This window comes from Azospirillum sp. A29, assembly GCF_042604625.1.
Lineage (GTDB): Bacteria > Pseudomonadota > Alphaproteobacteria > Azospirillales > Azospirillaceae > Azospirillum > Azospirillum palustre.
Genome location: NZ_CP170464.1, coordinates 261,393 through 288,144, shown reverse-complemented (window position 1 = coordinate 288,144; position 26,752 = coordinate 261,393). Strand labels below are relative to the sequence as shown.

Below are 26,752 nucleotides of genomic sequence, written 5' to 3'. Positions count from 1 at the left end.
GGGCGACAGCAAAGCGGGGCCAAGCGGTTCCGGATCGAGCGGTTCCGGGTCGGGAAAGGCGCCGGGGAAGGCTGGCATGGTCAGGATCGGTGTCGGCGCCCGATTGTTCGGTGCGCTCGCCTTCAACGGTCTGGTCGCCTTCCTGATCGGGCTTGGCGCTTATATCGCCTTCGACGGGCTGCATGCCGGCATCACCAAAGTCACGTCCGAGCAGTTCCCGGCGGTCGTCGCTTCCGCCAAGCTGGAGCGCCAGCACCAGCGGATCATGCGGACCCTGGAACAATTGGCGCTGTCGCAGGAGAATTTCGGACGCGAAACGATCAAGCAGGGGTTGGCCGACCAGCTGGATGGCTATGACCGGCTGCTGGCGGAGATGGACTCCTCCGACGGCCGGCAGACCCAGCGGATCACCGGGCTGAAAAGTCAGCGCGACGAGATCCTGCGGCTACGCGACGCCATCGACCGCGGCGTGACCGCCCGCATCACCGCCCGCCGTGCCCTGGCAGAGCGCAACCGAGACGTGCGGCGGATGGCCGACGCCCTGGCCGAACCTGCCCTGCGCGGGGTGGAGGATGCAGGCGTGCAGCGCTGGCTGGCGATGGCGGAACGGCTGCTGTTCCTGATCGCTTCGGTCCATCAGGCGGAGAACAGCTTCGCGCTCACCCGGCTGGCCGACAGCGCGGTGGCGCAACTGTCGGCGCTGGATGGGTCCGCCCCGGTCGGTCCGGCGGACGGTTCAGGTGACAATGTGGCGGACCGGCTCGCCCGGCTGGCGGAGGGCATGCGCTCGGTGGTGGAGGGCGACCGCTCCGTCTTCCGCCAGCGGCAGGCGGAGTTGCAGGCCTCGGAGATGCTGAACGGGCTGGTCGACCGCGCCAATCAGGTGTCGCTGGTCAACACCGGCCTCAACACCGGCATCTTCGTCGAGCAGACCAAGGCGGCGGAGGAAAGCCGCCAGCAGGTGATCGAGGTGTCGACCACCTACACCCGCCTGTTCTTCGCCTCGGTCGGGGTGGTGGTGCTGGGAATGGTTCTGTCGGTGCTGTATGTGCGGCGCAAGGTGCTGGCCCGGCTGTGGGCGGTCAGCGAGGCGATCCGCGACCGCACCGGCGGCGGCCGGGCGGAGGTGCCGGTGACCGGCGCCGACGAGATCGGCGAGCTTGCCCGGGCCCTGCGCTTCTACATCCAGGAGACGGAGGACAAGAGCGAGGCGCTGCGCCGCAACGAGCAGTGGCTGCGCACGGTGCTGGAGGCCGCACCGGTCCCGCTGGTGATCTCCGGCCGTGCCGACGGCCAGATCCGCTTCGTCAACCGCCGTGCCGCCGACCTGTTCGAGGTCGACGAGGCCGGCGAGTTGCTGGGCCGCCCCGCCGCCAGCGTCTGGTACGTCCCGCAGGTGCGCGACGAGTTCGTCCGCGACGTCTTCACCAGCGGGCTGGCACTGGATGTGGAGACCGAACTGGTGACCCGCTCCGGCCGCCGGCTGTGGGGCCTGCTGTCCGGCATCGCCTTCGAATTCCAGGGCGAGGAGGTGCTGCTGAGTTCGGTGGTCGACATCACCCGCCGCCGCGAGGCGGAGGAGCTGCTGCGCCGGACCCAGGCCTTCCTGGACGCCGTCATCGACAATGTGCCGAGTGTCCTCTACGTGCTGGACGGCGACAGCGGCCGCGTCCTGCTGTGGAACCGGGCGGCGGAGGATTGCTTCGGCACCCGCCGCGCCGACATCGAGGACCGCACGCTGGCCGATGTGCTGGGGCCGGAGACCGGCCGGGCGCTCGCCGGCGGCGATCCGGGATCCATGCGCTCGCTGGGGGTGGAGGAGCTGGTTCTTCCCCGCAACGGCGAGAACACCGTCTTCGCGTTGCAACGCCATCCCTTCGAATGGTCGGGCGACGGCCGCTGCCGCATCATCTGCGTCGCCAACGACATCACCGCGTCGCGCCGGGCGCGCGAGGAGCTGCGGCAGGCCAAGGAGCGGGCGGAGCGCGCCGACGCCGCCAAGACGGAGTTCCTCGCCACCGTCAGCCACGAGATGCGCACGCCGCTGAACGGCATCCTCGGGCTGTGCCGGCTGCTGCTGACCGGGCAACTGCATGCCGGGGAGCGCCGCTATGCCATGTCCATCATGCGCTGCGGCCACGGGCTGCTCGATCAGGTCAACGACATCCTAGACCTGCGCAAGATCGAGGACGGCAAGCTGGACCTCGACCCGGCTCCCTGCGCCCTGCTGCCGGTGCTGGAGGAGGTCGTTGCGACCGTGGAAGGACTGGCGAACGAGAAGGGGATCTACCTCGACCTCGACATCGCGCCGGAGGTTCCGGAACAGGTGGTCATCGACCGCCAGCGGTTGCGGCAGATTCTGGTGAACCTCGTCGGCAATGCGGTGAAGTTTACCGAGCGCGGCGGGGTGGACCTGCGTGTCGACATCGAACCGGGTCCGGAACGTTCCGGTGCCGGAGAGATGCTGCGTCTGGCAGTGCGAGACACCGGGATCGGCGTGCCGGCCGACCGCCGCGCCGCCATCTTCGAAAAGCTGGAGCAGGCCGATCCGACCATCGCCCGGCGGTTCGGCGGCAGCGGACTGGGGCTCGCCATCGTCCGCCATCTGCTGGACGCCATGCAGGGCAGCATCCGTGTCGACAGTGTGGAAGGGCTGGGCAGCGTCTTCACCGTCACCATCCCCTTGCTGCGGGTCGATGAGCCGGCGCTGCCGACGCGTCCCGGACGGCTGCTGCCGATCAGCCGGGTGCGGTCGCTGGCCCTGCTGCTGGTGGAGGACGATGCGATCAACCGGGAGGTGGCGCTGGGGCTGCTGTCCGACGCCGGCCACCGCATCACCGTCGCCGAAACCGGGGAGAGCGCGCTGGAACTGGCGACCCGGCGGCACTTCGACGCCATTCTGCTGGACATCCGCCTCCCCGACATCGACGGGCCGGAGGTGGCGCGCCGCATCCGTGCCCTGGAGGATGCCGATCGTGCGGCGGTGCCCATCGTCGCGGTGACCGCCAACGTCTTCGCCGCCGACCGTGCCCGCTACATCGCCGCCGGCATCGATGCGGTGATCGAGAAGCCGATCTTCCCGGAGCGGCTGATGCACCTGCTGTCGAACGCCGTCGCCCCGCGTGACGACGACGATGAGGAGCCGGGGGCGGGGATGCGCCCGGCGGAAACGTCGCCCCGCCCGCGGGTGGTCGAGGACGATGTGAACGAGGAGATTCTGGAACGCTACATCCGCTCCCTCGGCCCCGCCCGCTTCGCCACCATCCGCGGCCTGCTGCTGGAATCGGCCCAGGAAGGGCTGCCCCGCCTGACTGCCGCCGACACCCCCGACGACGAGATCGAGGACATCGCCCACCGGCTTGCCGGGGCCGCCAGCCATTTCGGCCTGACCGCCTTCGTCGGGCTGATGCGGGCGGTGGAGGACGGCATGCGCGAAGGCCGCCGGGTGGAGGCGCAGGAGCTTGCCGCCACCGCGGAATCGGCCTTCAGCCGCGGCCTCGCGGCGATGGACGCGGTGCGCGGGGTGCTGGAAGGGGTTTGAGGCGGAGGGTCGTCCCCCGCCTCAGGCCGGTTCGCTCACGCGCCCTTGGCGGCGCGATAGGCGTCCATCAGCTGGCGGCCGGCGGCGAGGATGCCCTCGCGGTCGCCCTTCTTGACCAGGGTTTCATCGACCAGCTTGCCGCCGGCGCCGACGCAGGCAACGCCGGCCGCGACATAGGAGGCCACGGTGGTGGCATCGATGCCGCCGGTGGGGACGAAGCGGACGCCGGGGAAGACCGACTTCAACGCCTTGATGTGCGCCGGGCCGACGGTGGAGGCCGGGAAGATCTTGATGGCGTCGGCGCCGGCGGAGATGGCGGCATGCACCTCGGTCGGGGTCAGGGCGCCCATCAGGCAGGCCACGCCATGGTCGCGGCAGGCGGCGGCCACCTTCGGCACGACGCAGGGCGACACCACATACTTGGCGCCGGCCTTCACCACGTCGGCGACGGCGGCGGGGGTCAGGACGGTGCCGGCGCCGATCAGGGCGCCGCCCTCCGCCGACAGTTCCTCGATCAGGCCGACGGCGCCGGGGGTCGTCATGGTGATCTCGAAGGTGCCGTAACCGGCCTCGCGCAGCCAAGTCACTGCGGTGCGCGCCAGATCGGCGGAGCTGTTGCGGATGACCGGAACGACGCCGTAAGCGACGAGCTGGTCCAGGATTTCGTTCGGGGTTTGCGTGGTGGACATCAGGATTCCTCGGTTTTTTTTCGGGTGACGGAAGACGCGGAGTTTGAAACGGGAGCCGGCCGCTCCGGCGCGCGGTGGTGCCCGGCCAGGACGGCCTTGATGCGGGCGAGACGGCGGTCGAGGCCGGGCGGTGCCTGCAGGCCGACGGCGACGGTCAGCACGTCGATCAGCGCCAGCTGTGCCAGACGGGAGGCCATCGGGGTGTGGACCGCGGTGTCCTCATCCACATCGACGGTCAGGCGGATGTCGGCGCGTTCGGCCAGCGGGGTCGCCGATGCGGTGATGGCGATCACCGTCGCCCCGCCGTCGCGGGCGATGGCGGCGACGTCGAAGATCTCGTCGCTGGTGCCGGTCTTGGAGATCGCCAGCAGCGCGTCGCCGGGGCCAAGCGTCGCGGCGGCCATCGCCTGGAGATGGGCGTCGGTGCTGGCGGTGACCTGCGGCAGCAGGCGGAACAGCTTATGATGGGCGTCCAGCGCCACGGCACCGGACGCGCCGACGCCGACGATCTGCACCCGCCGCGCCCGTGCCAGCACCCCCGCCGCCTTTTCCAGCGCCATGCTGTCGAGCCGGCCGCGCAGGCGGACCAGCGCGTCGATGGAGCGGTTCAGCACCTTTTCCGCCGCGCTGGCGACGCTGTCGCCGGGCGAGAGGTCGCGCACCAGCGGGGTCGGGCGGTCGCCTGCCTCTTCACGTGCGGCCGAGGCGGCCAGATGCTGGGCCAGCGCGATCTTGAATTCCTGGAACCCGCCGAAGCCGGCGGAGCGGCAGAAGCGCAGGACCGACGGTTCGCTGACCCCCGCCTTGCCGGCAAGCTGGGCCAGGCTGTCGCGCACCGCCGCCCCGGGATCGGCCAGGACGCTGCGCGCCACCGCGGCTTCCGCGCGGCGCAGGCTGTCGAGGGAGGAGGCGATGCTGTCCAGCATGGGAGGACCGGAGTGGCTGCCGAAGGAGCAGCGGATGGAGGCGTATCGGAACCGAATGTAGTTTTACTACAGACAGACCGCTTTGTCGACCCGCCTGTGAAGCAATGCTACAATTCGTTCGCTCCCCCCTTTACTTTCCGCGCCGTCCGGGCAGGATCGGCCGGCACCGCCGTCCTGTCGGAGGCAACCTCCTTATCTGGAAGGGTTTTTCATGAAACTGCTGCGCTACGGCCCGCCGGGCCAGGAAAAGCCGGGCCTGCTGGATGCCGATGGCCGCATCCGCGATCTGTCCGCCCATGTCGACGACATCGCCGGCACCGCTCTGCTGCCGGACGGGCTGGACCGTCTGCGGGCCATCGACCCGGCATCGCTGCCGCTGGTGGAGGGTAACCCGCGCCTCGGCCCCTGCGTCGGGCAGGTGGGCAAGATGGTCTGCATCGGCCTGAACTTCTCGGACCATGCGACGGAGACGGGCATGGCGGTGCCGCCGGAGCCGATCATCTTCATGAAGGCGACCAGCGCCATCGTCGGCCCGAACGATCCCATCGAACTGCCGCGCGGCTCGGAAAAGACCGATTGGGAGGTCGAACTGGCCTTCGTCATCGGCAAGAACGCCAAATACGTCTCGGAAGACGAGGCGTTGGACCATGTCGCCGGCTATTGCATCGTCAACGACGTGTCCGAGCGTGCCTTCCAGATCGAACGGCAGGGCCAGTGGACCAAGGGCAAGAGCTGCGACAGCTTCGGCCCGACCGGTCCGTGGCTGGTGACCCGCGACGAGATCGAGGATCCGCAGGCCCTGAAGATGTGGCTGGAGGTCAACGGCCACCGCTATCAGGACGGCAGCAGCGCCACCATGGTCTATGGCGTGCGCTATCTGGTGTCCTACCTGTCGCGCTTCATGAGCCTTCAGCCGGGCGACATCGTCTCCACCGGAACGCCGCCCGGCGTCGGCATGGGCCAGAAGCCGCAGGTCTTCCTGAAGGCCGGCGACGTGGTGGAACTGGGCATCGAAGGGTTGGGCACCCAGCGCCAGACGGTGGTCCAGGGCTGAAACCGCTTCGGGACTGAGAAACGAAGGGCCCCTCTTCCCCGCGGGGAAGAGGGGCCCTTCGCTGGCATCATGCCGACCGCACCTGACTGAGGAAGCGGTCGATCTGCTGCTGGAGACGGCCGGTCTGGCTGGAGACCTCCTGGGCGACCGACAGGACTTCCTGGGCCGACTGGCCGGTCTGGCCGGCGGCGGTCCGCACCTGACCGATGTTCTGGGAAGCCTGGGCGGTGCCGCCCGCCGCCTGCTGGACGTTGCGGGCGATTTCCGAGGTGGCGGCACCCTGCTCCTCCACCGCCGCGGCGATGCTGGCGGCGATGTCGTTCAGGCGGCCGATGGTCAGGCCGATGCTGCGGATGGCGCCGACCGCCTCGCCGGTCGCCTGCTGCATGGTGCCGATCTGGCCGGCGATCTGCTCGGTGGCCTTCGCCGTCTGGCTGGCCAGCTGCTTCACCTCGCTCGCCACCACGGCAAAGCCCTTGCCGGCTTCCCCGGCGCGCGCCGCCTCGATGGTGGCGTTGAGCGCCAGCAGGTTGGTCTGGCCGGCGATGTCGGAGATCAGGTCCAGCACGGCGCCGATGCGGCTGGCCGCCTCGTTCAGGTCGCGCATGGTGCTGTCGGTGCGCTCGGCCTCATTGGCGGCCTTGGCGGCGATGGTCGCCGATTCGGTCACCTGCCGGGCGATCTCGCTGATCGACTGCGACAGCTCATGGGCGGCCGAAGCGGCGCCATCCACGTTGACGGATGCGGTTTCTGCCGCCTCTGCCGCATTGCCGGCTTGGCGCGAGGTGTCGTCGGCGGTCGCCACCATGCCGGCGGCGGTCTGGTGCATCTGGGTGGCGGCGGCGGACACCGTTTCAACCACCGTCTTGACGCCATTCTCGAACTGGTCGGCCAGCGACAGCATGGTCTGGCGGCGTTCGCCGGCGGCCCGCTGGCGTTCGGCCTCGGCGGCGGTGCGGGCGGTCTCCACCTCGCGTGCGGTGTCGCGGAAGACCAGCAGTGCGGCACCCATCTCCGCGATCTCGTCCTTGCCGGTCAGCGCGATCTCGGCATCGAGGTCACCGGCGGCGATGCGGTCCATGCCGGTCTTCAGATCCATCATGCGGCGGATGACGATGCGGCCGATATAGAGCCAGACCACCAGGATCGACACCAGGATGCTGATCCCCGCGACGGCGATCTGCGTCATGCGGCTGTTGTCCAGCATATGGGTGGTGGCGGCGCTGGCCTCCGCGATGCTGCTCTTCTGCCCGTCCACCAGGGTGGAGATGCCCTTGGCCAGCGTGGTGGTCAGGGCATGGTTGCTCTCCAGCAGCTGGGTGAAATAGCCCTCGATGGTCAGTTCCTTCTGCCGCAGGGTGACCATGGAGTTTTCGCCGATGGAAAAGCCGTTCAGCAGTTCCGCCTGCTTGGTGGCCACGGCGGCCAGCCGTTCCGGCAGTGCCTCCGCGTTGTTGGAAAGCCCGGCGAGCGACACGCCCACCCGCGTCTCGATGATCGCCAGCCGCTGGTCGTCCCTGGTGGTCGACGCTTCCATCAGCATGTTGCGGATGTTGGCGGCTTCCGCCGTGACGATGGCCAGCGGCTTCTTCTGCGCCATCACCTTGTTCAGGGTGGCCGCCGCCTCGCGCATCGCCTCAGGGGCGGCATCCGGCTCCGCCAGGGTGGAGCGGGCCTGCTCCTCGTCATTGTTGAGGACGGAGGTCCAGGGGGCGGCGAATTTCTGGATTTCCGCTTCGGCCGCCATCACCTTCGGCATCATCGCCATGCGTTCGGCACCGAGCGCCACCCGTTCGGCCGCAGCCTGATCGAGCTGCGCCAGATTGCCGAGCAGTCCCTGCGATGCCTCCTCGATTGCGGCGAGCTGAGCGCCGGCGGAACCGGTGGCCCGCAGCCGGGACAGGCGCGCGTTGAACTCGTCCTTCGCGACGGCGATGCGGGCGGAGACCGCCTCGCGCGCGGCAGCGGTGTCGGCGGAGGTCAGGGCCGGGGCCAGCGCCACCAGCCGTTCGGCCTGCTGCGCCACCGCCATGCCCTCGGTCATCGCCGGCACCGCTTGGCCGACGATGGCGTCGATGGTGGTGCGCACGTTCGCATAGCCGATCAGCGCCACCGCGGCAGCGACCAGCGTGCCGGACAGCACCACGCCGATGGCGATCATCAGCTTGGCGCGCAGCCCGGAATACCATGCACCGCCCTTGGTGGGTGCGCCATGGCGCGTCATGCTCTGGCTATCCTTCGACATCCCATCCTCCCCCTTCGGTGCTCGGACACCGACGCTCCACAAGTCATTGCGGCTGGCCGTTCCGGCTCTCGCCGCACCTTCATTCCACCGAACCTGCCTGCGACGGTCGCGGGCGGTTCGCAGGCGATGTCGCAGAAAAGGAACAATTGCAAATAATCTGGCCGTTCCGTGACTAGGAAAGCGCCAAATCGCTTAAGAAAGAAATAAGGAGAATCCACGATTCTTCCGTGACGCCCTGCGAATCGTGCCGCAGTGCAATGATCGGCCAGTCGGCCCCGGTTCGATTTCACGAAAAGCGCGCATGGCTCGGCCGCCGCAAGCCGGAATGATGATCCAGGCCGGCCGCCGACATATATAAAACTGGTGATATAACAGATTTACTCACAACCGGCGGGCGCACCGACCTCGCGGTCCGCCGGGCGGGTAGAAAGAAGGCCGGCCTTCGAAAAGGCCGGCCCATCCAGTTCGGAGGCAAAGCGGTGTCGGCGTCGCGTCAAGCAAGCGCTTCGCGCGGGCCGAAGAACTCATGCACGATGGCCGACTCCGGCAGGCCGAGCGCGGTCAGCGCCCTGACCACCGCAGCCATGAACGGCTTCGGACCGACGACGTAGGCGGCGACCCCCGGCTCCTGCGGCAGCAGCTTGCCCAGCCGCTCCTCGTCCAGCAGGCCGACCATGTGCGGCTGGTCGCCGGGTTGCGGGTCGGCATAGCAGTAGACCGGCTTCAGCGCATCATGCAGGGAAGCCAGTTGGTCGACCTGCCGGCGGAAGGCATGGACCGAGCCGTTGAGTGCCGCATGGACGTAGATGACCTTGCGGCCGGCGGCCAGCGCCTGTTCGGCCAGCGGCAGGGCGGGGGTCTGGCCGACGCCGCCGGTGATCAGGAGCAGCGGACCGGCGCCCTCGCGCAGCACGAACTCGCCGGCGGGCGGATAGACGTCGATCTCGTCGCCGACCTGCACGCGGTCATGAAGGAAGCCGGAAACCAGCCCCTGCTGTTCCCGCTTCACCGAGATGCGGTAGTCCTTGCCGTTCGGCGAAGCCGACAGGCTGTAGTTGCGGTGGACGGTCTCGCCGTCGATGGTCAGCCGCAGGCCGAGATACTGGCCGGGATGGAAGTCCATCACCTTCCCGCCATCGACCGGCGCCAGCCGGAAGGAGGTGATGACGGCACTCTCCGGCGTCTTCTCCGCGATGCGGAAACGGCGGGCGCCGCGCCAGCCGCCGGTCAGCGCCGCCTTGCGGGCATATTCCTTCTCTTCCGCGGCGATCAGCAGCTCTGCCAGCTGCCAATAGGCGGCCCCCCAGGCGTCGGCGACCTCGGCGGTCACCGCGTCGCCCAGAACCTTGCCGATGGCTTCCATCAAGCAGGTGCCGACGATCTTGTACTGATCCGGCGTGATGTTCAGCGAGACGTGCTTCTGCACGATCCCGTCCACCGCCGGACCCAGCACCTCAAGCCGGTCGATGTTGGAGGCGTAGGCGATGATGGCGTTGGCCAGCGCTTCCGGCTGGGCGCTGCTGCGCTGGTGGCTCTGGTTGAAGACGGCGCGCACCTCGGGGAAACGCTCGAACATCAGCGGATAGAAAGTGCCGGTGATCTTGTTGGCGTTGGCGGCGACGGCGGGAGCGGTGGCCTTGATGACGGCGATCTGGGCAGGCGTCAGCATGGGAGGGAGCAATCCTTTTGCGCGTCACGATGTCGCAACCAGATGGCAAGCCCTGTGCCAAAGCGACGCAGCGCGGGAATCCGCCCTGCATAGAAGCCGCGTTGTCAAAGTGACCGCGCGCGGTATGATGTCGGATGGACAACGATGCGGTCATTTCGACACCATTGCTTCCACTGGAAGAGGCCGGAGCGCTGGTGCAGGCGCTGGACGATCCGGCACGGCTGTGGCCGTTGCTGCTCGATCTGATGGCGCGCCATCTGCCTTGCGATGCCTGTGCGCTGCTGCGGCGGGACGACCGCGGCGGAACCGGGCGGGCGGGGGAGGGGTTGCTGGTGCCGCTCGCCACCCGCGGCCTCAGTCCCGACACGCTGGGGCGGCGCTTCGAACTGGACGAGCATCCCCGCCTGAAGGCGATTGCCGAGGCCGGGGACGGACCGTTGCGCTTCCCCGCCGGCTGCGAGCTTCCCGATCCCTATGACGGGCTGATCCCCGACCTGCGCCAGCGGCTGCATGTCCATGACTGCGTCGGTGCGCCGCTCAGCGTCGATGGGCGGCCGTGGGGCATGCTGACCCTGGATGCGCTGAACGAGGGGCGCTTCGAAGGGTGGGAGGGGGCGATTGCCGCCTGGGCCCGGCTCGCCGCCGACCTTGCTGCGGCGATGGAGCGGCGTGCCGCCCTGGCCGGCGATGGCGGCACCACCCTGCGGATCATCGACGATCCGCCGCAGGGCCCCGACTTCGACCCCATCGGCGCCAGCCCGGCGATGGCGAGCCTGCTGACGGAGATCGACACCGTAGCGGCCAGCGACCTCGTCGTGCTGGTGCTGGGCGAAACCGGGGTGGGCAAGGAGTTGGTGGCGCGACGGCTGCACGCCCGTTCCCCTCGTGCCGCCGGACCGCTTGTCCACGTCAACTGTGCCGCCCTGCCGGACGCGCTGGTGGAAAGCGAACTGTTCGGCCATGTGCGCGGCGCCTTTTCCGGTGCGGTTGCCGACCGGCGCGGCAAGTTCGAACTGGCCGACGGCGGTACCCTGTTTCTGGACGAGGTCGGCGAACTGCCGCTGGCGGCGCAGGCGAAGATGCTGCGGGCCTTGCAGAATGGCGAGATTCAGCGCGTCGGCTCCGACCGCCACATCACCGTCGACGTGCGGGTGGTTGCCGCCACCAACCGCGACCTTGCCGCGGAGGTGCGGGAGGGCCGCTTCCGCGCCGACGTCTATCACCGGCTCAGCGTCTATCCGCTTCGGGTGCCGCCGCTGCGCGACCGCGGCACAGACGTTCTGCGGCTGGCCGGCCTGTTTCTGGAGCGCAACCGGGCGCGGCTGGGCTTGCGCAACCTGCGCCTGTCGGTGGCGGCGGAGCGGCGCATGCTGGCCTATCCCTGGCCCGGCAATGTGCGTGAGTTGGAACACGCCATCGGCCGTGGCGCCATCCGTGCCCGCGTCGCCCGCCCGCCGGACGGCGGCGTACTCACCCTCACCCCCGCCGACCTTGGGCTGGAAGAGGGAGAGGGGAGCGCCGTGACCGCTACCGTCCCGGTGCGGCAGCCCCACCTACCGGAGGTGGCGGACCTACCCGAGTTGCCGCTGCGCGACGTGGTGGAGGATCTGGAACGCCGGATGATCCGCGAGCATCTGGCCCGCCATGACGGCAATTGGGCGCAGGCGGCGCGGTCGCTTGGGCTGGACCGCAGCAACCTGTTTCGACTTGCCCGGCGGCTGGGGCTGCGGGAATGAACCGGGAGGGGCTGTGCTGGCGTGCGGACATCGATGCGTTGGTCTTCCGGCCAGCCGGGCATGGCGGCTGGTGCGCCGTCCACCGGTTGGCCTTCCGCGCCTTGCTGGACCGGCGGGAACCGACGCCGGAGGACTGTCTCGCCTTCGCCGCCGGCCACCGCGCCTCGTTCGAGGCCGCGGCGGCCGGCAAGATCGCACAGCGGGGCTACGGCGCCGCGGCCAGTTTGCATCTGACCAGCCGCGACGTTGCCCGTCTCCTCTAGAACCCCATATGCCGCGGCATCCACAGCGCCAGATCCGGCCAGACCACCACGGCGGCAAGCGTCAGGAACATGGTCAGGATCAGCCACAGCACCCAGGGGATGGTGCTTTCGATGGTACAGCCGGCGATGCGGCAGGTGACCATCAGGTTGACGGCCATCGGTGGGGTGAACTGGCCGATGGCGATCTTCAGCGTCAGCAGCACGCCGAACCAGACCAGATCCCAGTGATAGGTCATGGCGATGGGGATCAGAAGCGGCAGCAGGATGATGAAGGTCGAAACGCCGTCCAAGAAGGTCCCGATGACGATCAGCATGATCATCAGCAGGAACATCACGCCATATTCCCCGATGCCGAGATTGACGATGCCGTTGGCGATGGGATCGATGATCGACAGGGTGCTCATCGCCCAGCCGAAGACGCTGGCGAGCGCGATGACGGTCAGGATGATCGCCGAGATCTCCGCCGCTTCGACCATCATCGAATAGAGGTCGCGGACCTTGATCGTCCGGTAGACCACCATGCCCAGCAGCAGGCCGTAGGCGACCGCGATCACCGCCGCCTCGGTCGGGGTGAAGATGCCGAGCCGCAGGCCGCCCAGGATCAGCACCTTCGCGAACATGCCGAGCGACGCGTCCCACAGGCTGCCCCAGAAGGGCGGGCGCGGCTCATTCGCCATGTTGCCGCCCAGATTGTAGCGCCGGGCGAGCCACAAAGTGGGAACGATCAGCGCCAGCCCGGCCAGCGTTCCCGGAATGATGCCGGCGGCGAACATCGCGGTGACCGGGGCTGCCGGAACCAGCACGCTGTAGATGATCAGCGCCACCGACGGCGGGATTAGGATGTCGGTGGCAGCGGCCGCGGCGATGACGCCGGCGATGTAGGGGCGCGGATAGCCGGCGCGGATCATGCTGGGCGCCATCACGCCGCAGACCGCCGCGGCGATGGCGGGGCCCGATCCGGCGATGCCGCCCATCATCATCGCCACCACCACGGCGATCACCGCCAGCGCGCCCTTGCCCTGGCCGATGACGGCGGTGGCGAAGCGCACCAGCTTCTGCGCCACGCCCGAGCGGTCGAAGATGGTGCCGGCGAGCACGAACATCGGGATGGTCAGCAGCGGATACTTGGCGATGCCGGTATAGACGCTGGTCGGCACCGAAATGACGCCGAGATGGGCGAAGCCGATGGCGGCGGTGCCCGCCAGACCCAGGGCGACCGCGATCGGCACCCCCAGCAGCAGCATGAACAGGAAGGACCCGAACAGCATGGTGGTGATCATGCCTCGCCCTCCAGCTTTTCCGTCCGCCGGGCGATCCGGATCATGCGACCGATGGCGCGCAGGGTGACGACGGCCGACAGCAGCGGCAGCCAGATCGTGTAGATCCACTGCGGCAACCCCAGCGCTGGCGAGGTAACCTCGAACCGGTAATCGTCCCAGGTCGCCCAGGCGCCGTAGCCCACCAGCAGGGCGAACATGGCGGCGGTGCAGGCCATCGCGAAGATCTCGGCCCGGCGGCGGTTGGCGAGCGACAGCTTGCTGGTCAGGAAGGTGATCCGCATGTGGCGGTCCTTCACCACCGCGGCCGACGCGCCGAGGAAGGTCATGATGACCATCAGCGCAATCGAATATTCCTCGGTGAAGGCGAAGGAGACGTCGGTCAGGTAGCGCACCACGACGTTGGCGAAGGTGATCAGGGCCACCACCGCCATGGTGATGGCGACCAGCACTTCTTCGATGCCCAGGGGGACGCGGGGTTTCGGCACCGGCCGGACGACGGTGGGGTCGTGTTCGCTCATATTGCCAGGGTCCAGATTGAGGGAGCGGGATTATTCCCTTCACCGGGCAATCATTGCAAGAAACGATCTCCCAGCCGGATTACTCCGCCGGCATGTCGGCCATCCCGTCTTCGCAGAGCGTCTCCTTGGACAGCGGGATCCGCAGGGTGAAGACGCTGCCCTCGCCCAGCCGGCTGTCCAACGTCACCGTTCCGCCATGCAGTGCTGCGATGCGGCGGACCATGTTCAGCCCGACGCCGCTCCCCGCCGCGGTCCCGGTGTTGGACGCGCGGAAGAAGCGGTCGAACACCCGGTTCCGCTCGCTGTCCGGGATGCCGATGCCCCGGTCGGCTACCGACAGCGCCAGCCATGGTCCATCCACCGCCGCCACTTCCCGGGCCCGCAGCCCGACCGGCGTGCCGGAGGCGGAGTATTTCAGCGCGTTGTTCAGCAGGTTGTGGACGCACAGTTCCAGCATTGGGCCGTCGCCCATTACCCAGTGCGGGCAGCCGTCCAGATCCAGTTCGATGCGCCGGCCGGGCGCGGCGTCGCCCTGGGCCGAGGCGGCGGCGCGCAGCAGGGCCGGCAACGCCAGCCGGTCGCGGCGCAACGCAAAGGCGGGATCGTTCAGCCGGTCGTCGGCAAGGCAGGTTTCCAGGATGTTGATCTGCCGGCGCACGGCGCGGCGGATCTTCTCCAGCCGAGGCAGCATGCCGGGGGCCTTCACCTCCGCATCCATCAGCAGAAGCTGGGCCGCCCCGTCGATGATGGCGAGCGGCGTCTTGAACTCGTGCGCCGCCATCGACAGGAAGCCGTTCAGCGCCCGCTTCGCCTCCTGCTCCGCCACCAGCCGCTCTTCCGCCTCCAGACGGGCGAGGTCGAGGCGGCGCACGGTGTCCTCCAGCCGCATCTCGGCCCTATGGCGGTGGGTGACGTCGCGCAGCATCAGCAGACAGCCGACCTCGCGCCCGCCGCCGCCCGCCGTCAGCGGTACCCAGGTCACCTCGAAGCTGCGCGGAGAGCCGCCGCAGTCCAGAGTCAGCGGTCCCGGCGCCGTTGCCGGCATGGCGCCGACCATGGTGGACAGGGCCGACAGCCCGGGCAGGTCGGCAAGCCGTCGCCCGATGGCGGCATGATCGCCGGCAAGCGCCTGTGCCGCCGGATTGGCTTCCACCACGGTGCCGTCGCCGTCCAGCACCAGCACCGGATCCGGCACCGCGTCCAACAGCGCATCGCGGGCCACCGGCAACAGTTCGAAAAGGCGCCGCCGGGTGATCAGCCAGTAGAAAATCCCGTCCATCATCAGGAAGCTGAAGGCGGTGGGATCCAGGTCGAACAGGGTCAGGTTGCCGAAGACATAGCCGGCATTGGCGGCCCACGGGACGGCCATCACCACCAAGAAACCCAGGTAATGGGTGCGGTAAGCCGGCGTCGCCCGGTGGATGCCGCTGGCGGTGACGACGATGCTCATCACCATGAAGGCATAAATATAGATGGTGACGGCGTAGAAGAGCAGCCCGTGGCTGTAGACCAGGGCTGCGCCCGGCTCCGCGTTGACCGGCTGGATGGCGGTGTAGAACAGATGGTGGGCGTCGTTGGTCATGGCCACCGCCCAGGTCGCCAATCCGATCGTCACCAGCACCAGCCGCCAGCGTGCCGGCAACTCGCCCCTGGTGTAGGACCACAGGAAGAACGCCCACAGGCTCGGTGTACAGACAATGCCCAACCAGGCCATTTCCGCCCACAACAGCTTGTCGGCGGGCGCCGGCACCATGCTCTCGACGGCGACGGCCGTCGACCACCAGGCGGCCGACAACTGCATCAGCACGAAATCGGTGCGGCCGGGGAAGGCGGGCAGGGTCCAGCTGCGCGCTGCGATCCACAAGGTGGCGACGACCGCGGCCAGAAGCAGGGCTGACGGAAGGGTCATCGCGGAGCGTGCATGGTCGGGGCTTCGGCGGTGGTCGGTTGCGGCGGACGGGAAGTGCAGAGAATGAACCTTTCCGTCGAAGCTGCGCAAGCTTCTCCGCGGAAAAGGAAAAGCGCGCCGAAGTCGGCGCGCTTTCCCAGCCGGGCGGTTTGCCCGGACATTACCGGATCGTGGAGCCGGTCACTCCTTATTCCTTGTTGCCGCCGCCGCCCTGACTGTGCTCGCCACCCTTCTTGCCGGCCTCGGACGCGCGTTCGGGATCGTTCTTGAAGTTACCGCCCGACGCCTGACCGCCCTTCTTGCCGGCTTCGGCCGCACGCTCCGGATCGTTCTTGAAGTTGCCGCCGGAGTGCTGGCCGCCAGCGCTGCGCCCTTCGTTCTGGTTCGCCATGATGTGTTCTCCATCCTGTGTGATGATCGAAAGGTCGTTACCGTGCGGAAACGCAACGGTGCAGATCAGAACAGGGCGCCGGTGGGATGGTCGCGCCGCCCCCGCCATCGGTTCAGTGCGGCCTTACCGGAAGTGGCAAGCCCCAGCCGGTTGCGGATTCGGACGTACGGGCCGATAAGGTAAGCCTGCTCTGACAAGGAACGGGGACGGCGGGAGTGAGTGAGCGGGAACGGTTCTCCGAAGTGCGGCAGGGCGACGCGGCGCTGCTGCGCAGCCGGGCGATTCCCTCGCTGTTCGAGGCGCTGGAAACCCAGTCCGAAGGAACGGTGGCGGTCGACCGCCACGCCCGGGTCGTGTGGATCAATGAGAAATACGCCCGGATGCTCGGCATCTCCGACCCCGCCGAGGCCATCGGCCGCGAGGTGGAGGAGATCATTCCCCATTCGCAGATGCGCCAGATCCTGGCGACCGGCCAGCCGATCCTTCTCGACCTGATGCTGTTCGGAACCCAGCGGCTGGTGGTCTCGCGGTTTCCGCTGACCGACGATGCCGGCACGGTGATCGGCGCCGTCGGCTTCGTTCTCTACGACAGCCTGCACCGGTTGAAGCCCCTGCTGGCCGAACTGTCGCGGCTGGAGGCGGAACTGGCGGCGACCAAGCGCCGGCTCGATGAGGGCCGGCAGCCGCGCTACACGCTGCAAAGCTATGTCGGCGACAGCCCGGTCTGCCTGGAGGTCAAGCGCAAGGCCCGTCTCGCCGCCCGCACCGATGCGCCGATCCTGCTGCTGGGGGAGACCGGCACAGGGAAGGAACTGATCGCCCAGGCCATCCACGGCCTGTCGGCGCGCAGCGGCCGGTCCTTCGTCGGCGTCAATGTGGCGGCGATCCCGGAAACGCTGCTGGAGGCGGAGTTCTTCGGCGCGGTGCCCGGCGCCTATACCGGCTTGGACCGCCGCGGGCGGGAAGGACGATTCAAGACCGCCGACGGCGGTACCCTGTTCCTCGACGAGATCGGCGACATGCCGCTGGGGCTCCAGGCCAAGCTGCTGCGGGCCTTGCAGGAGCAGGAGATCGAGCCGCTGGGGTCCGACCGGCCGGTGAAGGTGGATGTGCGGGTGATCGCGGCGACCAACGTCGATCTGGAACAGCGGATCCGCGACGGCCGCTTCCGCTCCGACCTCTATTACCGTCTGAACGTGCTGCCGATCCGCCTGCCGGCCCTGGCGGAAATGGGCGGCGGGCTGGAGGCCATCGCCGAATCCATCCTGCAGGAGATCGCCGCCCGCACCGGGCTCCCGCTGCGCGGCCTGACCCCGGAGGCGGTCGAAGCGCTGGGCCGCCACCGCTGGCCGGGCAATGTGCGCGAACTGCGCAATGTGCTGGAGCGTGCCTGCCTGCTGACCGACAACCGCCGCCTGACCGCCGCCGACCTTGCGGAGGCCTTGCCGGATCTGGGTGAGGCTGCTTCGCGTGAAAGTCCTTCGATGCCGATCAGCACGGCAGTCCGGGCGGAACCGCAATCGCTGCCTCTGCCGGGCTATGACCAAGCCTACGACGAGTTCGAGCGCGGGCTGCTCGGCCGGGCGCTCGCGGCCAGCGGCGGCCGGGCGACGGAGGCGGCACAGGCGCTCGGCATTTCCCGCGCCGCCTTCTACAAGAAGCTCGCCCGCCTGGGGATGCGCGCCGGCGGGTGAGGCCGGCGCACGTCAGCTCAGACCGGCAGCTGCTTCATCGCCGCGACGGCGGTCATCACGCCGCGGATCTCGGCCAGACCGCGCAGACGGCCGATCATCGGATAGCCGGGGTGGGTCGGCTTGCCGACGTCGTCCAGCAGCTCGTGACCGTGGTCGGGGCGGAAGGGCAGGCGCCAGTTGTCGTTGCCGGCGTCCTGGCGGCGCTTCTGCTCCTCCAGCAGGGTGGTGACGACCGACACCATGTCGACGTCGCCGCCCAGATGGTCGGCTTCCTCGAAGGACCCGTCCGGATCCTTGGCGACGTTGCGCAGATGGACGAAGTGGATGTCCTCGACGAAGCGCTTCGCCATCGCCGGCACATTGTTCGTCTGGCCCGCCCCCAGCGAGCCGGTGCAGAAGGTCAGGCCGTTGTTGGGCGACTTCACCGCGTTGATCAGGTGGGCGAGGTCATCCTCGGTGCTGACGATGCGGGGCAGGCCGAACAGCGGACGGGGCGGGTCGTCGGGATGGATCGCCATGCGGATGCCGACCTCTTCCGCGGTCGGGATGACCTCGCGCAGGAAGCGGGCCAGCGTCTCGCGCAGGCCGTCGGCGGACATGCCGTTGAAGCGCGCGATCATCTTGCGCAGGCCGGGGATGTCGTAGCGGTCATAGGCGCCCGGCAGGCCGGCCATGATGTTGGTCAGCAGCTTGGCGCGGTCGCTTTCCGACGAGCGGTCGAACCATTCCTTGGCCTTGGCAAGAACCGCCGGCGAATGGTCCTCCTCCGCGCCCGGACGCTCCAGCATGTAGACGTCGAAGGCGGCATGCTCATGGGCGTTGAAGCGCAGCGAGGTGCCGCCGCCCGGCAGCGCCGCCGCCAGTTCCGTCCGCGTCCAGTCCAGCACCGGCATGAAGTTGTAGCAGATGGTCGTCACGCCGCAGGCGGCGAGGTTGCGCATCGACTGGCGGTAATTGTCGAACAGTTCGGTCAGATCGCCTTCGCCGATCTTGATCGCCTCATGCACCGGCAGGCTTTCGGTGACCGTCCAGCTGAGGCCGAGTTCCTTGTCGGACTCGATCATCGCCTTGCGCTTCTGGATTTCCTCGACCGACCAGACCACGCCGTAGGGGATGTGGTGCAGGGCGGTGACCACGCCGGTGGCGCCGGCTTGGCGGATGTGGTTCAGCTTGATCGCGTCTTCGGGACCGAACCAGCGCCAGGATTGTTCCATGGCTGCGAACTCCTTGGAGTAGAGAGGGGGCTTTGGAAGTCTGGAAAATCAGCGGAAAAGCAGGCTCGGCAGCCACAGCGACAGGGCCGGGATGTAGGAGACTAGGAACAGGATCAGGATGTTGCAGAGCAGGAAGGGCCAGATCGCCTTGGTGATGGCGCCCAGCGAGATCTTCGCGATGTTGGCCGCGACGAACAGGCAGACGCCGACCGGCGGGGTGGTCAGGCCGATCATCAGGTTCAGCACGGCGAAGGTGGCGAAATGGATCGGATCGATGCCGACCTGGGTTGCCACCGCCAGCAGCGGCGGGAACAGGATGATCAGCGCCGCAATCGTCTCCATGAAGGTGCCGACGATCAGCAGCAGGATGTTGATCAGCAGGATGATCAGATACTTGTTGGTGGTCAGCGCCAGCATCGATGAGGCGATGGCCTGCGGAATCTGCTCGCTGGTCAGGATCCAGCCGAAGACGTTGGCGAGGCCGACCAGCAGGATCAACCCGCCCGATCCGATGGCGCTTTCCAGCAGGATGCCGGGCAGTTGGCGCAGCTTGAAGCCCTTGTAGACGAAAAGCCCGATGACGAAGGCGTAGATCGCCGAGACGATGGAGGCTTCGGTCGGGGTGAAATAGCCGCCGACGATGCCGAACAGGATAATCGCCGTCATCAGCAGCGCCCAGAAGGCGCCGCGGCTGGCGCGGACCAGCGCGCCGAAGCCCTGCCAGGGCTCGCGGGGATAGTTGCGCGCCCGCGCCAGGATCCAGACCGTCAGCATCATGCCGAGGCCGAGCAGCAGGCCAGGAACGGCGCCGGCCATGAACATCTTGCCGACCGACAGGCCGGTCAGCGTGCCGACGATGATCATCGGCACGCTGGGCGGGATGATCGGCCCGACGGTGGAAGCCGCGGCGGTCACGGCGGCGGCGAAGGGGGCGTCGTAGCCGGACTTGCGCATCGCCGGGATCATCACGGCGCCGATGGACGCGGTTTCCGCCACCGCGGTGCCGGAGATGCCGGCGAACACCATCGACCCGGTGACGTTGGCAAGGCCGAGGCCGCCGCGGATATGGCCGACCAGCCGGTTGCTGAACAGCACGATCTGGTCGGTGATGCCGCCGCCGTTCATCAGGTTGCCGGCCAGCACGAAGCCGGGGATGCAGAGCAGGACGAAGCTGTCCATGCCCGCATACATGAACTGCGGGACCACCGCGAGGTCGATGTCGCTGCCGACCAGATAGACCGCCGACGCGCCGCCCAAGGCGATGCCCACCGGCGCGCCCAGGATCAGCAGGACGGCGAAGGTGACGAACAGTGCGGTGACCATCAGACGGTTTCCCCATGGCTGGGCGGCGCGGAGTCGCGCCCGAGCCCGGCCAGCCGGGCAATCGAGAAGAAGGCGAGCGAGACAGGGATGATCAGCGTCACGACATAGACCCAGATCATCGGGACGTTGATGGAGCGTGCGCGCTCACCCAGGCTGCCGACGACATAGTCCCAGGCACCGGGAATGATCGCGATGGCGAAGACCAGGATGGCCACGTCGACCAGCCGCGCGACGGCGGTCTGCATCGGCTTGGGCAGCAGCAGGATGAACATGTCGACGTTCACCAGCTCGCCGCGCAACAGCGCCAGCCCGCAGGAGAAGGCGACGAGATGGACCAGCGCGAAGCGGGCCACCTCCTCGGTCCAGGGCGGCGAGGGAAAGCCCGGTATTCGGCCCATCACCTGGATGGTCACGACAATGATAAGGACGCCGATGGCCGCCAGGGTTCCCCAGCGGCAAAGGGCGGAGACGGCCGACACCAGGGCGGCAAAGGCGTTGCGCATGGACATGGCTCTTGCGGTTGGAGGGAGAAGCAAGCCCTCTACCGGGACGGGAGAGGGCTTCGGTTTCTCCCTCACTTCACCGCGAGGATTTCGTCGTAGATCGGCTTGATCTCCGGAGACAGCGCGGCGACGACGGCCGGACGGCCCTTCTCGGCGAAGGCGGCCTTGTCGACGGCGATGAACTCCATGCCCTTGGCCTTCAGGTCGGCGGCCAGCTTGGCCTCGTCCTCGATGAACAGCTTGCGCTCGGCAGCCTGGGCAGCCTTGGCGGCCTCCATGATGGCGGCGCGCTGTTCGGCCGGCAGCTTGTTCATCTTCTTCGAGCCGCCGACCAGATAGATCCAGCTGATGACGTGCTCCGTCTGGTTCACATACTTCTGAACCTCGTAGAAGCTCGCCGACTTGATCAGCGCCAGCGGGTTCTCCTGCGCCTCGATGGTGTCGTTCTGCAGGCCGGTGAACACCTCCGAGAAGGCCATCGGCGTCGGCTTGGCGCCCAGCCCCTGCCAGAAGGACACGAACAGCGGCACGTTGGGAACGCGCATCTTCAGGCCGTTCAGCTCGTCCGGCGACTTGATCGGGCGCTTGCTGGTCAGGTTGCGCGGGCCGCGGGCGAAGTAGGTCAGCGGGACCAGTTGGGTCTTCTGCTCGATGGACTCGGCGATCTTCTTGCCCGGCTCGCCGCTGACAACCTTGTCGAGGTGATCGAGGTCGCGGATGGCGTAGGGCACCGCCAGCAGCGCCGCGGCCGGCGCCCAGTTCTGCAGGGACTCGCCGGTGATGGTGAAGTCGATGGTGCCGAGCTGGATGCCCTTGATCAGGTCGGTTTCCTTGCCGAGCTGCTCGTTGGGGAACACCTTGACCTCGACCGCGCCATTGGTGCGCTTGGCGACTTCCTCGGCGAAGACCAGCGAGGCCTTGTGCCAGACATTCTCTTCGTTGGCGAGATGGCCGAGCTTCAGCGTCGTCTTGGCCTGGGCACGAACGATGGCTGGGGCGGCGATGCCGCCCAGCAGCGTCGCACCGGCGGCGATTCCGGCGCCGAGGCCGATGCTCTTGGCCAGCGTGCGGCGCGAGATCGGGGTCTTGCTGTTCATCCTGGTGTCCCTCCGTTTTGGGCGGATCGGGTCCGCCATTGCTTGACTTATGTTTGCCGGTCGGCAGGTGGTCAGCTTTCGAAGTCGAGCTGGACCTTGATGGTGCTGGACGGGTCGGTCTCGATCAGCGAGAAGGCGCTCGCCGCGTCGGCGATGGGGAAGACCTGGGTGATCATCGCCGCCGGCTTCAGCTTGCCGCTTTCCAGCCACTCGATGACCTGTGGCAGCAGGCGGCGGTTCAGGCGCGAGCCGACCAGTGTCAGCTCCTTCTTCACAATCTCCTGCTGGCTGATGTTGCAGGGGGCCGGCGAGAAGCCGAGCAGGCCGATGCGTGCCGCCGGGCTGGCGAGGCGGCAGGCCTCCTCCAGCAGGGCGGGCACGCCGGCGCCGTCGATCACCACCGTGGGGCCGAGCCCGTCATTCTCGTCGCGCACCGCGTCGGGCACCGACACCCGCGAGGAGTTGAGGACGACATCGGCGCCAAACTCCTTCGCCCGCTCCAGCCGCTTGTCGTCGAGGTCGGCGACGATGCAGCGGGCGCCGTGCAGCTTGGCGACCTGCACCACCGTCAGCCCGACCGTGCCGGCACCATAGACCAGCAGCGTGTCGTCGGCGCCGATGCCGGTGCGCGACAGCACGTTGGCGGCGATGGACAGCGGTTCCGCCAACGCTGCAATCGAGATCGGCAGGTCGGAGCGCACCTTGACCGCATTGCTGGCCGGCACGACGACATGATTGCGGAAACCGCCGTCGCGGTGGACGCCGAACACCTCCAGATTGGCGCAGACATTGGTGCGCCCGGCCCGGCAGGCATAGCAGCGGCCGCAGGATACCACCGGATCCACCACCACATGGTCGCCGGCCGCGACGTTGGTCACGCCGTCGCCGACCGCTTCCACCGTGCCGGCGAACTCGTGGCCGATCACGCGGGGGTAGACCGCGAAGGGGTTGGAACCGTGGTAGATGTGCAGGTCCGACCCGCAGATGCCGGCACGCTGGACACGCACCAGCACCTCGCCGGCCTTGATCGGCCCGGCAGACGGGGTGTTCTCGGGACGGAGCGCCAGCACATGCGGCTTTTCAACGGTCAGGGCAACCACGGGACTACTCCCTGCTGAAGAGGATGCGGTGAAACGGGCTCAGGCGGACGCCGCTACGACGGCGCGGGCGCCTTCGGCGAACAGGCGCTTGAGTGCGGCGGTGACCGGGGCGGTGAAGCGCGGATCGCGCGGCAGATCCTCGCCGAACACGGCGGTCAGGCCGAACAATGCCTCGGCCAGCCGGTCGGGATTGCCGGCGGTGGCTGCTGCGATCTCCGCCAGCTTGGCGGCCAGCGGATCGCGCACGTCGATGGGCTGGCCCTTCTCGTCGGTGCCGGCGACGTAGCGCATCCAGGCGGCGACAGCCAAGGCCAGCCGGTCGATGGGCAAGCCGGCGGCAAGCCGGTCGCGGATCGGGTTCAGCAGGCGCTGCGGCAGCTTCTGCGTGCCGTCCATGGCGATCTGCCAGGTGCGGTGGCGCAGTGCCGGATTGCGGAAGCGGGTGATCAGCGCGTCCTTGTACTGCTCCATATCCGCACCCGCAGGCATGTGCAGCGTCGGCCCGGTCTCCCAGTCCATCAGGTTGCGGACCAGCGTGGCGAAAGCCGGGTCGGCCATGGTGTCCGACACCGTCTCATAGCCCGCCAGATAGCCGAGATAGGCGATGGTGGAGTGGCTGCCGTTCAGCAGCCGCAGTTTCATCGTCTCATAGGGATGGACATCGGCGACCAGTTCGACCCCGACCGTCTCCCAGGCCGGCCGACCGGCGGGGAAGCGGTCCTCGACCACCCACTGGGTGAAGGGCTCCGTCACCACCGGCCAGGAATCCTGCACGCCGAGCGCCAGTGAAACCCGCGCGCGGTCGGCCTCGGTGGTCGCGGGGACGATGCGATCGACCATGCTGTTGGGGCAGGCGACCGTCTCGGCCACCCAGGCGCCGAAGGCCGGGTCGCGCAGTTCGGCGAAGCGGCGCAGGATGCGGGCGACGGTGTCGCCGTTGCTCGGCAGGTTGTCGCAGCTCAGCACGGTGAAAGGGGCCAGCCCGGCGGCGCGGCGGCGGGCCAGCGCCTCGGCCAGGAAGCCGATGGCGGTGCGCGGCCTGCCCGGTTCGTCCAGGTCGTGGCGGATGTCGGGATGGGCTTCGTTCAGCGCGCCGGTCGCCGGATCGTGGCAATAGCCTTTCTCGGTCACCGTCAGGGTGACGATGCGCACCGACGGGCGGCACATCCGCTCCAGCACCGCCTCGGGATCCTCGTGCGCGACCAGCAGGTCCAGCAGGCAGCCGATCACCCGCAGCCGCTCCCCCTCCGCATCGCGCACCGCGACGGTGTAGAGCCCGTCCTGCGGTTCCAGCGCATCGCGGGTGTCGGGGCTGCGCAGGCTGACACCCGCGATGCCCCACGGCCCGAACTGCTGCTCCAGCAGGGCGTCGGTATAGGCCGCCTGATGGGCTCGCTGGAAGGCGCCGACGCCGAGATGGACGATCCCGATGTCGAGGTCCTTGCGGTCATAGCCGGGCCGGGCCACCGTCGCCGGCAGGGTGGACAGGCCGGAGACGCCGAGGCGCCGCGACGGGGCGCCGGAAGGAGGGACGGTGGACGCGGGCGATTGCATGGGGAGCATTTCCTTCCAGCCGAGCAGTTGGCTCACATTCTTGTATGGTAGTATGTCAAGAAGCGTGGAGAAGGGCAACCCGGATTGTCATCCTGGCGAACCATATAGTCCTGCTACTGCCGTCTGTGCATCCGGCCGGCCCTGAAATTCCGTGCCGATCAGCGCAGGGCGGCAACCCGTGACCGGCCGCTGCTTCGGGAGGTCGTCTTGGGTGCCGGCGGGGTTCCGGCGTCCTCAAGGGTGAACAGGTCGGGGAACTTGCCTTCCAGCTCGGGCAGCGAGGTCAAGATCTCGCGCAGATGCAGCCCCATCGCCGCCTCCGCCTTGACCGGGTCGCGGGCGACAATCGCCTCCAGCACCGCCTGATGCTGCGAGATCAGCCGGCGGATCGGCGTGGCGTAGGGAACGCTGAGATAGCGGACGCGGTCCATCTGCGCCTTGGTCTCCTCGACGATGCGCCAGGCATAGTCGCACTCCGCCCCGATGGCGATGGCGCGGTGGAAGGCCTCGTCCAGTTCGAGGAAGCGCACCGGCACCGGTTCGTCGGCGATGTCCCACTGGGCCTTCAGATTGTCGCGCAGCTCGGCGATGCCGGCCGGCGTGATGGTTTCGCATGCCTTGCGCACCACGGCGGTTTCCACCGCCTCGCGGACGAAACGGGCGTCCAGCACCTGCTTGACAGAGATTTTGACGACGAAGCTGCCGCGCTGCGGCCGGATGGTCAGCAGGCCGGCTTCGCTCAGCTTGATGAAGGCCTCGCGCACCGGCTGGCGGCTGACGCCGAGCTGGTCGGCGATCTCCTGCTCCGACAGGGCCTGGCCGGGGCGGAACTGCATCGTCACGATGGCTTGGCGCAGCACCCGGTACACGCGCCGCGCGATCGGTTCGCCGGATTCCACGTCGATCTTGTTCAGCATCGGCACGTCATGGTTTAGGGCGCCTCGAAACCTGCCCGAAGGGCCGGAGCGAATGACTGGTCTATCAGGATACTACCATACCAAGCGGCCGGCAAGAGTATTTCCCGCCGACGCTGCTTGGTCCGATGCGGATTACTCAACGAAAGCTTGTCCGGATCAAACAGACCTCGTCAGAGTTCCACAAAGAAACTGCCGGCCTGTGTGGGTTGAAATTACGGGAACCCCGTTCAGGATCATGATGTTGGCATTACAGCCTTGAACGGGGCAGGCATGGACAGCGGACTTATGCCGCCGGACGCTTGCCGCGGCCGACGATCTGGGTCGGATTGACGAAGCGCAGGGCGACGATCAGCCAGACCAGCGTTGTCACCATATAGATGACCGCCATGGCGTCGATCGACTGCACCGCCCGGACGCCGGAGGCGAACACCGCGTAATAGAGCGCCACCACCAGGGTCTGGCTGCCGGGTCCGGAGACCAAGAAGGTCAGCTCGAACATGCCGATGGTGCGGACCAGCACCAGCAGCAGCGCCGCCAGCACGCCCGGCATCAGCATCGGCACCAGCACATGGACGAACATCTGGAAGATGTTGGCGCCGAAGACGCGGGCCGCCGCCTCGGTGCGCGGATCGATCTGCTCGATGAAGGGGATCATCACCAGCACCACGAAGGGCACAGTGGGCACCAGATTGGCCAGGATGACGCCGGTCAGCGTGCCGCCCAGCCCCGCCTTGTAGAGCACCGTCGCCAGCGGGATGCCGTAGGTGATCGGTGGAACCAGCAGGGGCAGCAGCAGCAGCAGCATCACCGCCCGCTTGGCCGGAAACTCGCGCCGCGCCAGCGCATAGGCGGCCGGGACGCCGAGCAGGCCGGACAGCAGGACCACCGCCCCGACCGCCTGGAAGGTGACCCACAGCACGTCGCCCAGCTGGAACTCGTCCCAGGCGGCGAAGTACCAGCGGGTGGTGAAGCCGGCCGGCAGCCAAGTGCCGAGCCAGCGCGTCGCCACCGACGAGGTCACCACCGAGGCGATGAGCCCCAACAGATTGATCAGAAACAGCCCGATCACCGCCCAGACGGCGAAGACCCACAGGCGGGACATGATGGATTTCTGCATTGCCGCCTCTCC

The 26,752-nt window shown here is 68.1% G+C and carries 21 protein-coding genes; 5 read left to right on the top strand and 16 right to left on the bottom strand.

The genetic code is table 11. From position 1 onward, the window contains the following. Positions 1 to 76: 76 nt before the first annotated feature. Entirely contained in the window at positions 77 to 3,541 is a 3,465-nt protein-coding gene (locus tag ABNQ38_RS13410; RefSeq protein WP_377807456.1) for an ATP-binding protein, read from the top strand. Positions 3,542 to 3,576: 35 nt separating this feature from the next. Here the strand turns inward: ABNQ38_RS13410 and ABNQ38_RS13405 are convergent, their stop codons facing one another. Together ABNQ38_RS13405 and ABNQ38_RS13400 are read right to left on the bottom strand one after the other, a co-directional pair. Next, positions 3,577 to 4,230 (bottom strand): bifunctional 4-hydroxy-2-oxoglutarate aldolase/2-dehydro-3-deoxy-phosphogluconate aldolase, encoded by a 654-nt coding sequence (locus ABNQ38_RS13405; protein WP_377807455.1) that lies wholly within the window; start codon positions 4,228 to 4,230, stop codon positions 3,577 to 3,579. Further along, positions 4,230 to 5,156, bottom strand: coding sequence for a MurR/RpiR family transcriptional regulator (locus ABNQ38_RS13400; protein WP_377807454.1), 927 nt, complete (start codon positions 5,154 to 5,156; stop codon positions 4,230 to 4,232). The genes ABNQ38_RS13405 and ABNQ38_RS13400 overlap by 1 nt, the downstream gene beginning before the upstream one ends. Positions 5,157 to 5,367: 211 nt before the next feature. Between ABNQ38_RS13400 and ABNQ38_RS13395 the strand changes: the two genes are divergently transcribed. Next, positions 5,368 to 6,210 carry a fumarylacetoacetate hydrolase family protein gene (locus ABNQ38_RS13395; protein WP_377807453.1) on the top strand — a complete coding sequence of 281 codons (843 nt, stop codon included), beginning with the start codon at positions 5,368 to 5,370 and terminating at the stop codon, positions 6,208 to 6,210. A gap of 67 nt (positions 6,211 to 6,277) precedes the next feature. On the opposite strand, the gene ABNQ38_RS13390 is transcribed toward ABNQ38_RS13395, so the two are convergent. Both ABNQ38_RS13390 and hmpA read right to left on the bottom strand, forming a co-directional pair. After that, positions 6,278 to 8,455: a methyl-accepting chemotaxis protein gene (locus ABNQ38_RS13390; RefSeq protein ID WP_377807452.1), complete on the bottom strand. Its 2,178-nt coding sequence runs from the start codon at positions 8,453 to 8,455 to the stop codon at positions 6,278 to 6,280. A gap of 493 nt (positions 8,456 to 8,948) precedes the next feature. Continuing rightward, the gene (gene hmpA, locus ABNQ38_RS13385) at positions 8,949 to 10,124 is read right to left on the bottom strand and encodes an NO-inducible flavohemoprotein (RefSeq protein WP_377807451.1); all 1,176 of its coding nucleotides are present in this window, start codon (positions 10,122 to 10,124) and stop codon (positions 8,949 to 8,951) included. Between the two features lie 134 nt (positions 10,125 to 10,258). On the opposite strand from hmpA, the gene norR reads away from it, so the two are divergent. Beyond that, the gene (gene norR, locus ABNQ38_RS13380; protein WP_377807450.1) at positions 10,259 to 11,860 is read left to right on the top strand and encodes a nitric oxide reductase transcriptional regulator NorR; all 1,602 of its coding nucleotides are present in this window, start codon (positions 10,259 to 10,261) and stop codon (positions 11,858 to 11,860) included. Continuing rightward, positions 11,857 to 12,123, top strand: a complete 267-nt coding sequence (locus ABNQ38_RS13375) for a hypothetical protein (RefSeq protein WP_377807449.1) — start codon at positions 11,857 to 11,859, stop codon at positions 12,121 to 12,123. Before norR ends, ABNQ38_RS13375 begins: the two co-directional genes overlap by 4 nt. Here the strand turns inward: ABNQ38_RS13375 and ABNQ38_RS13370 are convergent. From ABNQ38_RS13370 to ABNQ38_RS13355, 4 genes are all read right to left on the bottom strand, one after another. Beyond that, complete coding sequence (locus ABNQ38_RS13370) at positions 12,120 to 13,403, bottom strand: TRAP transporter large permease (protein WP_377807448.1); 1,284 nt, start codon at positions 13,401 to 13,403, stop codon at positions 12,120 to 12,122. The genes ABNQ38_RS13375 and ABNQ38_RS13370 overlap by 4 nt on opposite strands. Then, positions 13,400 to 13,921 carry a TRAP transporter small permease gene (locus tag ABNQ38_RS13365; RefSeq protein ID WP_109051202.1) on the bottom strand — a complete coding sequence of 174 codons (522 nt, stop codon included), beginning with the start codon at positions 13,919 to 13,921 and terminating at the stop codon, positions 13,400 to 13,402. Before ABNQ38_RS13365 ends, ABNQ38_RS13370 begins: the two co-directional genes overlap by 4 nt. A 79-nt stretch (positions 13,922 to 14,000) precedes the next feature. Beyond that, positions 14,001 to 15,830, bottom strand: a complete 1,830-nt coding sequence (locus ABNQ38_RS13360; protein WP_377807447.1) for a histidine kinase N-terminal 7TM domain-containing protein — start codon at positions 15,828 to 15,830, stop codon at positions 14,001 to 14,003. Between the two features lie 187 nt (positions 15,831 to 16,017). Then, positions 16,018 to 16,221: a general stress protein gene (locus tag ABNQ38_RS13355; RefSeq protein WP_377807446.1), complete on the bottom strand. Its 204-nt coding sequence runs from the start codon at positions 16,219 to 16,221 to the stop codon at positions 16,018 to 16,020. Positions 16,222 to 16,436: 215 nt separating this feature from the next. Between ABNQ38_RS13355 and ABNQ38_RS13350 the strand changes: the two genes are divergently transcribed. Next, positions 16,437 to 17,915, top strand: coding sequence for a sigma-54 interaction domain-containing protein (locus ABNQ38_RS13350; protein ID WP_377807445.1), 1,479 nt, complete (start codon positions 16,437 to 16,439; stop codon positions 17,913 to 17,915). A gap of 17 nt (positions 17,916 to 17,932) precedes the next feature. On the opposite strand, the gene uxuA is transcribed toward ABNQ38_RS13350, so the two are convergent. From uxuA to ABNQ38_RS13310, 8 genes are all read right to left on the bottom strand, one after another. Then, the gene (uxuA, locus tag ABNQ38_RS13345) at positions 17,933 to 19,129 is read right to left on the bottom strand and encodes a mannonate dehydratase (protein ID WP_377807444.1); all 1,197 of its coding nucleotides are present in this window, start codon (positions 19,127 to 19,129) and stop codon (positions 17,933 to 17,935) included. A 48-nt stretch (positions 19,130 to 19,177) separates the two neighbouring features. Further along, on the bottom strand, positions 19,178 to 20,452 hold the full coding sequence (locus ABNQ38_RS13340; protein ID WP_377807443.1) for a TRAP transporter large permease: 1,275 nt from the start codon (positions 20,450 to 20,452) through the stop codon (positions 19,178 to 19,180). Beyond that, positions 20,452 to 20,955 carry a TRAP transporter small permease gene (locus ABNQ38_RS13335; protein WP_377807442.1) on the bottom strand — a complete coding sequence of 168 codons (504 nt, stop codon included), beginning with the start codon at positions 20,953 to 20,955 and terminating at the stop codon, positions 20,452 to 20,454. Before ABNQ38_RS13335 ends, ABNQ38_RS13340 begins: the two co-directional genes overlap by 1 nt. A 71-nt stretch (positions 20,956 to 21,026) precedes the next feature. Further along, positions 21,027 to 22,052: a TRAP transporter substrate-binding protein gene (locus ABNQ38_RS13330; protein ID WP_377807441.1), complete on the bottom strand. Its 1,026-nt coding sequence runs from the start codon at positions 22,050 to 22,052 to the stop codon at positions 21,027 to 21,029. 71 nt (positions 22,053 to 22,123) lie between these two features. After that, positions 22,124 to 23,152 (bottom strand): Zn-dependent oxidoreductase, encoded by a 1,029-nt coding sequence (locus tag ABNQ38_RS13325; protein ID WP_377807439.1) that lies wholly within the window; start codon positions 23,150 to 23,152, stop codon positions 22,124 to 22,126. A 39-nt stretch (positions 23,153 to 23,191) separates the two neighbouring features. Beyond that, positions 23,192 to 24,706, bottom strand: a complete 1,515-nt coding sequence (locus tag ABNQ38_RS13320; protein ID WP_377807438.1) for a mannitol dehydrogenase family protein — start codon at positions 24,704 to 24,706, stop codon at positions 23,192 to 23,194. Between the two features lie 158 nt (positions 24,707 to 24,864). Further along, positions 24,865 to 25,623 carry a GntR family transcriptional regulator gene (locus ABNQ38_RS13315; RefSeq protein WP_377807437.1) on the bottom strand — a complete coding sequence of 253 codons (759 nt, stop codon included), beginning with the start codon at positions 25,621 to 25,623 and terminating at the stop codon, positions 24,865 to 24,867. A 283-nt stretch (positions 25,624 to 25,906) separates the two neighbouring features. Then, positions 25,907 to 26,740 carry an ABC transporter permease gene (locus ABNQ38_RS13310; RefSeq protein WP_174470666.1) on the bottom strand — a complete coding sequence of 278 codons (834 nt, stop codon included), beginning with the start codon at positions 26,738 to 26,740 and terminating at the stop codon, positions 25,907 to 25,909. Positions 26,741 to 26,752 lie beyond the last annotated feature (12 nt).